The 7,366-nt window shown below is 71.2% G+C and carries 7 protein-coding genes and 1 pseudogene; 7 read left to right on the plus strand and 1 reads right to left on the minus strand.

Features of this window, described 5'->3' with window-relative positions; all coding sequences use genetic code 11:
• The 6 genes and pseudogenes from AC1DYN_RS30860 to AC1DYN_RS30885 form a co-directional block, all read left to right on the plus strand.
• Positions 1-245, plus strand: a pseudogene (locus AC1DYN_RS30860) (TonB-dependent siderophore receptor); the annotation flags it as partial.
• 85 nt (positions 246-330) lie between these two features.
• The gene (locus tag AC1DYN_RS30865) at positions 331-756 is read left to right on the plus strand and encodes a GFA family protein (protein WP_477966336.1); all 426 of its coding nucleotides are present in this window, start codon (positions 331-333) and stop codon (positions 754-756) included.
• A gap of 18 nt (positions 757-774) precedes the next feature.
• Positions 775-1,455, plus strand: coding sequence for a type 1 glutamine amidotransferase domain-containing protein (locus AC1DYN_RS30870; RefSeq protein ID WP_477966338.1), 681 nt, complete (start codon positions 775-777; stop codon positions 1,453-1,455).
• On the plus strand, positions 1,452-1,754 hold the full coding sequence (locus AC1DYN_RS30875) for a putative quinol monooxygenase (RefSeq protein ID WP_477966340.1): 303 nt from the start codon (positions 1,452-1,454) through the stop codon (positions 1,752-1,754). The genes AC1DYN_RS30870 and AC1DYN_RS30875 overlap by 4 nt, the downstream gene beginning before the upstream one ends.
• Before the next feature lie 138 nt (positions 1,755-1,892).
• Entirely contained in the window at positions 1,893-2,903 is a 1,011-nt protein-coding gene (locus AC1DYN_RS30880; protein ID WP_477966342.1) for a Bug family tripartite tricarboxylate transporter substrate binding protein, read from the plus strand.
• A 13-nt stretch (positions 2,904-2,916) separates the two neighbouring features.
• Positions 2,917-5,775 (plus strand): ATP-binding protein, encoded by a 2,859-nt coding sequence (locus AC1DYN_RS30885; RefSeq protein WP_477966344.1) that lies wholly within the window; start codon positions 2,917-2,919, stop codon positions 5,773-5,775.
• A gap of 13 nt (positions 5,776-5,788) precedes the next feature.
• On the opposite strand, the gene nhaR is transcribed toward AC1DYN_RS30885, so the two are convergent.
• Positions 5,789-6,688, minus strand: coding sequence for a transcriptional activator NhaR (nhaR, locus tag AC1DYN_RS30890; protein WP_477966346.1), 900 nt, complete (start codon positions 6,686-6,688; stop codon positions 5,789-5,791).
• Between the two features lie 104 nt (positions 6,689-6,792).
• Here nhaR and AC1DYN_RS30895 point away from each other — a divergent pair.
• Positions 6,793-7,366 (plus strand): Bax inhibitor-1 family protein (locus AC1DYN_RS30895; RefSeq protein ID WP_477966348.1); only part of this gene is annotated, 574 nt, incomplete at its 3' end.

A 7,366-nucleotide genomic window follows, 5' to 3' on the forward strand; every position in this document is an offset into this window, starting at 1 on the left:
GCCTGCGCGCCGGCGCCGGCGTGCGTCGCGTCGGCAGCTCGGGCACCGGCGTGGCCGGCGGCCCGACGGTGCCGGCGGTGACGCTGTTCGATGCGATGGTCGCCTACGACCTGCCCCGCTGGCGCTTCGCGCTGAACGCCAACAACCTGGCCGACAAGGAGTACGTCGCCAGCTGCCTGGCGCGCGGCGACTGCTGGTTCGGGCAGCGCCGGCGCATCGTCGCCAGCGCGACCTACCGGTGGTAAAGCGGGGTCAATTTCCCCGCCATCGTTTGACCCGAATTAACCACCCGCCGCGGCGCGCCTTCCTAAACTCGGTGGCATCCAATCGATGGGGCATCGCATGGCAAGGAAGCACACGGGGCAATGCGCCTGCGGCAGCGTCAAGTTCGCGTTCGATACCGATCCCGACTTCGTCGCCATCTGCCACTGCCTGGACTGCAAGCGGGCAACCGGCGGCGAAGCCGCCACCTTCTTCGGCGTGCCGGAGAGCGACTTCACCCTGATCAGCGGCCAGCCGAAGGCGTTCCACTACATCGCCCAGTCGGGCAAGGGACTGGACCGGAACTTCTGCCCCGAGTGCGGCGCGCGGGTGTTCTCCACGAACCTGGAGAGCTTCCCCGGAGCGGTTTTCGTCACGCTCGGCAGCCTGGACCAGCCGGCAGGCATCGAACCGATGCTGGAGATGTTCACCAAGCGCCGCCTCGCCTGGGCCAGGCCGCTGGACCTGCCGCAGTTCGAGAACATGCCGCACTGAGCCGCCAAGGAGATCGAGATGAGCGTCCCGCACGTCCTGTTCATCGTGACCAACGCGGCCGTGATCGGTCCGCACCAGCGCGCCACCGGCTACTTCTTCGCGGAAGTGGCCCATCCGTTCGAGGTCTTCGACCAGGCCGGCATCGCGGTGGAGTACGTGACGCCCCTGGGCGGCAAGCCGCCCGAGGACTCCTTCGACGAGAAGGACGCCGCGCAGCGCGCCTTTCGGGCGAGCAAGTCGATCCGCAGGATGGGGCGCAGCCGCAGGCTGGCCGAGGTCGACGTGCTGGACTACGACGCCGTCTTCGTCCCCGGCGGGCTCGGCCCGATGGTGGACATCGCGAAGGATCCGGACGTCAAGCGCGCGGTCACCCGGTCCTGGAACGCAGGCATGGTGGTGGCGGCCGTCTGCCACGGCCCCTGTGCCTTGCTGGGCGTCACGCTGGAAGACGGCACGCCGCTCGTGCGCGGGCGCCGGCTGACGTCCTTCTCGAATGCGGAAGAGAACGGCTACGCCAGCGACGACGTGCCGTTCTCGCTGGAGACCGCGCTTGTCGAGGAGGGTGCGAAGTACGAGTCGACGGCGGTCTGGCAGCCCAAGGTCGTCGTCGACGGGCGGCTGATGACCGGGCAGAACCCGGCGTCGGCCGGACCGCTCGCGCTGGCGATCGTGGAGGCCCTGCGCAAGGACCGCCGGTGAGCACAGCGGGCCCGATCACCGTCGTCGCGCGCTGGCGGGCCAAGGCCGGCACGGTCGACAACGTGCTGGCGCTGGTCGCCGAGCTGCGCCCGCCCACGCTCGCGGAGCCGGGCTGCCTGGGCTACGACGTCTTCCGCAGCACGGACACGCTCGGCGAGCTGCTGCTGGTCGAGCGCTACCGCGACATGCCCGCGATCGAGGCACACCGCGGCTCGGCGCACTACCAGGCCCTGGTGGTCCAGCGCATCCTTCCGCTCCTGTCGGACCGCCAGGTCGAGCTGCTGCGATCGCTCGAGTGACCAGGGCCCGGTGCCGGGCCTTCCTGTCCGCCGGCAACGCGCCGTCCGATGACATGACGCATCAGAAGATGGTGGCGCCGAAGATGCACTGAGCGAGAATGCATCCCTGCTGAACGCGGGTACTTCTCGGCTCGAGCGATGCGCACCATCGGATTGCCCCTCACGGACGTTTCGCGCAGGCAGGCGCTCAAGGCGGTGGCCGGCGCCGCCCTGGCACTGCCGCTGCCCGGCCGGGCCCGGCCGGCGGGCCTGGCGGGCGACACGATCACCGTCGTCGTCCCCTTCGCGCCGGGCGGTGCCACCGACCAGCTCGCCCGGTTGCTCGCGGCGGACCTGGGCACCCGGCTGGGCAGCCGGTTCGTCGTCGAGAACCTGCCCGGCGCCAGCGCCACCATCGGCGCGCGGTCCGTCGCGGCCGCCGCGCCCGACGGCAAGACACTGCTCTACACGACGGCCACGCCGCTGTCGATCAATCCCCACCTCTTCCCCGCCCTGCCCTACGACCCCGACAAGGCCTTCGCGCCGATCGCACTGACCGTGCGGCAGCCGCTCGTGGTGGTGACCGGCCGGCTGGCGGGCATCGGGACGCTGCACGAACTAGTGGCCCACCTGCGCCGCCACGAGACGACCAGCAGCTACGGGTCCTACGGCAGCGGCACGGCCAGCCACATCGCCGCGGCGCTGTTCGCCCGCAAAGTGGGCATCGCCGGGCTCGCGCACATTCCCTACAGCGGCCCGCTCGCCACCTCCGACCTCGTGGCGGCCCGCATCACGTTCATGATCGACTCGTGGAGTTCGGTGTCGCAGCTGGTCGCCGCCGGCAAGCTGGTGGTGCTGGCCTCGTGCGACACCCGCGCCCTGCCGTGGTTGCCGGGCGTCGCAAGCGTCGCCAGCCTGCTCGGGCAGGCGTTCGACGTGTCGACCTGGAACGGCTGGTTCGCGCCGGCCGGAACGCCGGCGGGGATGCTCGACCTGCTGAACCGCGGGATCGCCGCAACGCTGGCCGGCGATGCGGTGCAGCAGGCGCTGGCCGCGAAAGGCTTGATCCCGTATCCGCCGATGCCGCGCCGCGAGGTCGCGGCCTTCGTCGCCGCCGACCGCCGCCACTGGAAGCGCCTGATCCAGGCTGCCGGCATCGAACAGCCTTGAGCCGGCCCGCACCGTGACCGAACGCCTGCCTGCGTCCGCCAACCGGGTCTTCTCGTTCGGGTCGTTCCGCCTGCTGGCGCAGCAGCAGCTGCTGCTCGAAGGCGAGACGCCGGTGCGCTTGGGCAGCCGGGCCCTCGAAGTCCTGTGCGCGCTCGTCGAATCGCCCGGCGCCCTCGTCACCAAGCGCGACCTGATGGCCCGCGCCTGGCCCGGCACGGTGGTCGAGCCGAGCAACCTGAAGGTCACGGTCGCGGCGTTGCGCCGCGCGCTCGGCGATGGCCGGCCCGGTCACCGCTACATCGCCAACGTCACCGGGCTGGGCTATCGCTTCGTCGCGCCGGTGCGCTGCATGGACGCCGACGGCGGTGACGGCAACCCGCATCGCGCGCGCAGCAGCGGCCTGCCGCAATCCGCCACCCGCCTGGTCGGGCGTGCCGAGCTCGTCTCGGCGCTGGTGCGCGCGCTGCCCGCGCGGCGCATGGTGACGCTCACCGGCGCCGGCGGCATCGGCAAGACCAGCGTCGCGCTGGCTGTTGCCTCGGCACTCGCCGACGGCCTTCCGGACGGTGCGCATTTCGTCGACCTGGGGACGCTGGCCGATCCGCGCTTCCTGCCGATGGCGGTGGCCAACGCGCTCGGCATCGCGATCTATGGCGAAGACGCTGGCGACGCGTTGATCTCGGCGCTTCGCCAGCGCCGGCTGGTCCTGGTACTCGACGGCTGCGAACATGTCCTCGAAGCGGCGGCGGCGCTGGTCGATCGCATCGTTGCCGGCGCCCCCGGCGTGCTGGTCCTGGCGACGACGCGCGAGCCCTTGCGCATCCGCGGCGAGACGGTCCACCGCCTGGCACCGCTGCCGGCGCCGCCGCCGCACGCGCACCTCACGGCCGACGAGGCGCTGGCCTTTCCTGCCGTCGAGCTGTTCGTGCAGCTTGCCGCGGCCTGCCTCGACGGATTCACCCTGTCCGATGCGGACGCGTCCATCGTCGCCGACATCTGCAACCGGCTGGACGGCATCGCGCTGGCCATCGAGCTGACCGCGACCCGGGTCGAGGCCTTCACGCTGCGCGAGCTCTCCGTGCTGCTGGAAGACCGGTTGCGCCTGCTCGGCCTCGAGCAGCGCGGTGCCGCGCCGCGGCACCGCAGCCTGGCCGCGGCGCTGGCCTGGAGCCACGACCTGCTGGCGCCCAACGACCGCATCGCGCTGCGCCGCGTGGCCGTCTTCGCCGGCTCGTTCACGCTCGCCTCGGCCACCGCGCTGGCCGGCAGCGACTGCGACATGGTGGCGGCCGTGGAGAGCCTGACGGCCAAGTCGCTGCTCTGCGCCGACGTGCGAGGCTCCGAGGTCCACTACCGGCTGCTCGACACCACGCGCGCCTTCGCCGCGCAGAAGCTGCAGGACAGCGCGGAGTCGCGCGAACTGCACCGGCGCCATGCGGAGCACCTGGTCGACGTGCTGGCGCGCGTCGAGCGCGAGGCGCGCCACCAGCACAGCGCCGATTGGGTGGCCGCACACGGCCACCGCGTCGACGACGTGCGCGGTGCGCTGGCCTGGGCCTTCTCCCCCGACGGCGACGCGCGGCTGGGCATCGCATTGACGGTGTGCGCGATCCCGCTGTGGACGCAGCTGTCGCTGCTCGATGAGTGCCGCGACAGCGCGGAACGGGCGCTGGCCGCCGGCAGCGGGCAGCCGCTGCCGGYGGTGCGCGACCGCATGCGCCTGGCCGCCGCGCTGGCGCTGGCCACGCTCTACACCCGCGGGCCGCGCCCCGAGACCGAGGCGCTGTGGAAGGCGGCGCTGCGCGACGCCGACGACACCGGCGACGCTGCGTTCCAGCTGCGCACGCTGTGGGGCCTGTCGGTCCACCTGGTCTTTGCGGGCCAGTACCGCGCGGCGCTGGACTACCTGCGCCGGCTGCGCATCGTGGCGCGCCGGCACGGCGATGCCGCCGACCGGCTGGGCGCGGAGCGCCTGATCGCGACCAATCTCCACTACTTCGGCCGGCAGGGCAGCGCTCGCGCACGCCTGGACAAGGTGCTGCGGGCCTACGCCGACCCGGTGCAGCATGCGGACATCTCGCGCTTCCAGTTCGACCAGCGCGTCGTCGCGCGCGGCACGATGGCCAACGTGCTGTGGCTGCAGGGACTGGCCGACCAGGCGGTGCGCATCGCGCAGGAGGCGGTCGAGGGTGCGCAGGCGGCCAGCCACCCGGTCTCGCTGTGCAATGCGCTGGGGCACACGGCCATCCCGATCGCGCTCTACACCGGTGACCTCGACGCCGCCGACGCGCTGATGCTGCGCCTGCGCGCGCACCTGAGGCAGCATGCGCTGAGCGTCTGGTGCATGCTCAGCCGCTGCCTGCAGGGCATGATCGGCATCGAGCGCGGCGACGTCTCCTGCATCGACGAGTTCGAGTCCCTGCTCGGCAAGCTGCGCGCGTCGGGCTATGGCCTGCGCCAGTCGTTCTACAGCGCCGCACTGGCCCGCGGCCAGGCCTTGGCGGGCCGGCGCGGCGACGCGCTGGCGACCCTTGGCAACGCCCTCGCGCTGTGCGAGCAGACCGCCGAACGCTGGTTCCTGCCGGAGCTGCTTCGCATCAAGGGCGAGCTGCTGGGCCGGGATGCGGGTCCGGGCGCCGAGCTGCTCTTCAGGCAGGCGCTGGGTCTGGCGCGGCGACAAGGTGCGCTGGCACTGGAACTGCGTGCGGCGCTCAGCCTGGCCGGGCTGCTCGCCGACGGCGGCCGTCCCGGCGAGGCAGAAGACCTGGTCGACTCGGTCCAGGCGCGGTTCACCGAAGGGCATCGGACGGCCGACCTGGTGCGGGCCGCGCAGCTGGCCGCCGACCTGCACAAGCTCGTGCCGCGGAACTGAACGCCGGGCGGTGTCAGGCGCCGCCGAACAGCCGGCTGCGCGCCGCCTGCGTGATCGCGGCGACGCAGGGGTGCTTGATGCGCCGCTCCACCGACACCGCGAAGAACTCTTCCACCAGCTGGTCGGTGCGGCCCAGCACCTTGACGCCGTACTGCTCGCAGGTCTCCTGCTCCAGCACGGCGGGCGACATGAAGACGCCGCGCCCTTCGCGGCCGAAGGCCTTCATCAGTGCGGCATCGTCGAACTCGCCCACCGTGCGCGGGTGCACGCCCTGCTCGGCGAACCAGTGGTCCATGCGCTTGCGCATCGCCGACTGCGCGCCCTGCAGCAGCATCGGCGCGCCCTCCAGGTTGGCCGGGAACTCGCGGCCCAGGCTCTTCAGCAGCGACGGCGTGCAGAAGAAGCTCATCGCGGTGGTGCCGAGCGCATGGTTGAAGGCCTTGACGCTCATCTGTCGGTTCATCGGCTCGTCGGCGATCACCAGGTCCAGGCGCTGGATGGCCAACTGGGCCAGCAGGTCCGGGAACTTGCCCTCGTGGCACAGCAGGCGCACGTGCTGCGGGATGTCGAGTGCGGGCTCGAGCAGGCGGTAGGCGATCGACTTCGGCACCGAATCGGCGATGCCGACCCGGAAGTCGAGCACCTGCCCGCCGGCCCGCGCCTCGCCGATCGCGGCTTCCATCTCGGCACCGAGGCCGAAGATCTGGTCGGCGTAGCCCAGCGCCGTCTTGCCCTCCTCCGTCAGCTCGAGCCGGCGGCCGCTCTTGCGAAACAGCGCGCAGCCCAGGCGCTCTTCCAGCAGCTTGATCTGGCCGGACAGCGTCTGCGGCGTGATGTTGAGCTGCTCGCCGGCGCGCATCACGCCGCCGGCGCGGGCGGTGGCCCAGAAGTAGTGCAGGTGCTTGTAGTTCATGCCGACATCATGCGGTTTTCTCGAAGGCATTGCTCACGAAATACGAATTTACGCGAAGTGTCAGGGCGACTATCTTTCACGCTCACCGTCACCGGAGGACTCTGATGAGCCAACACCTGCAAACCCTGGATGCGTCGAACGGCTTCGGCAGCGTCGCATCCGCCGCGCAGCGCAACCGCGTGCTGCGCAACACCTACTGGCTGCTGGCGCTGTCCATGTTGCCCACCGTGCTGGGCGCCTGGATCGGCGTCTCCACCGGCATCGCCCGCGCGATGTCGCCCGGCATCAGCCTGGTCGTGTTCCTGGCCGGTGCCTTCGGCTTCATCTACGCGATCGAGAAGACCAAGAACTCGTCGGCCGGCGTGCCGGTGCTGCTSGGCTTCACGTTCTTCATGGGCCTGATGCTGTCTCGGTTGGTCGGCCAGGTACTGGGCCTGGCCAACGGCGCCGGCCTGGTCATGACGGCGTTCGCCGGCACGGGCGTGATCTTCCTCGGCATGGCCACGCTGTCATCGGTCATCAAGCGCGACCTGTCCTCGATGGGCAAGTGGCTGTTCATCGGCGCGGTGATGCTGCTGGTCGCGGGCCTGGCGAACTTCTTCATCCAGTCGAGCGCGCTGATGATCACGCTGTCGGTGGTCGCGATCGGCATCTTCTCGGCCTTCATCCTGTACGACC

Source organism: Rhizobacter sp. P2_D12 (genome assembly GCF_056404395.1).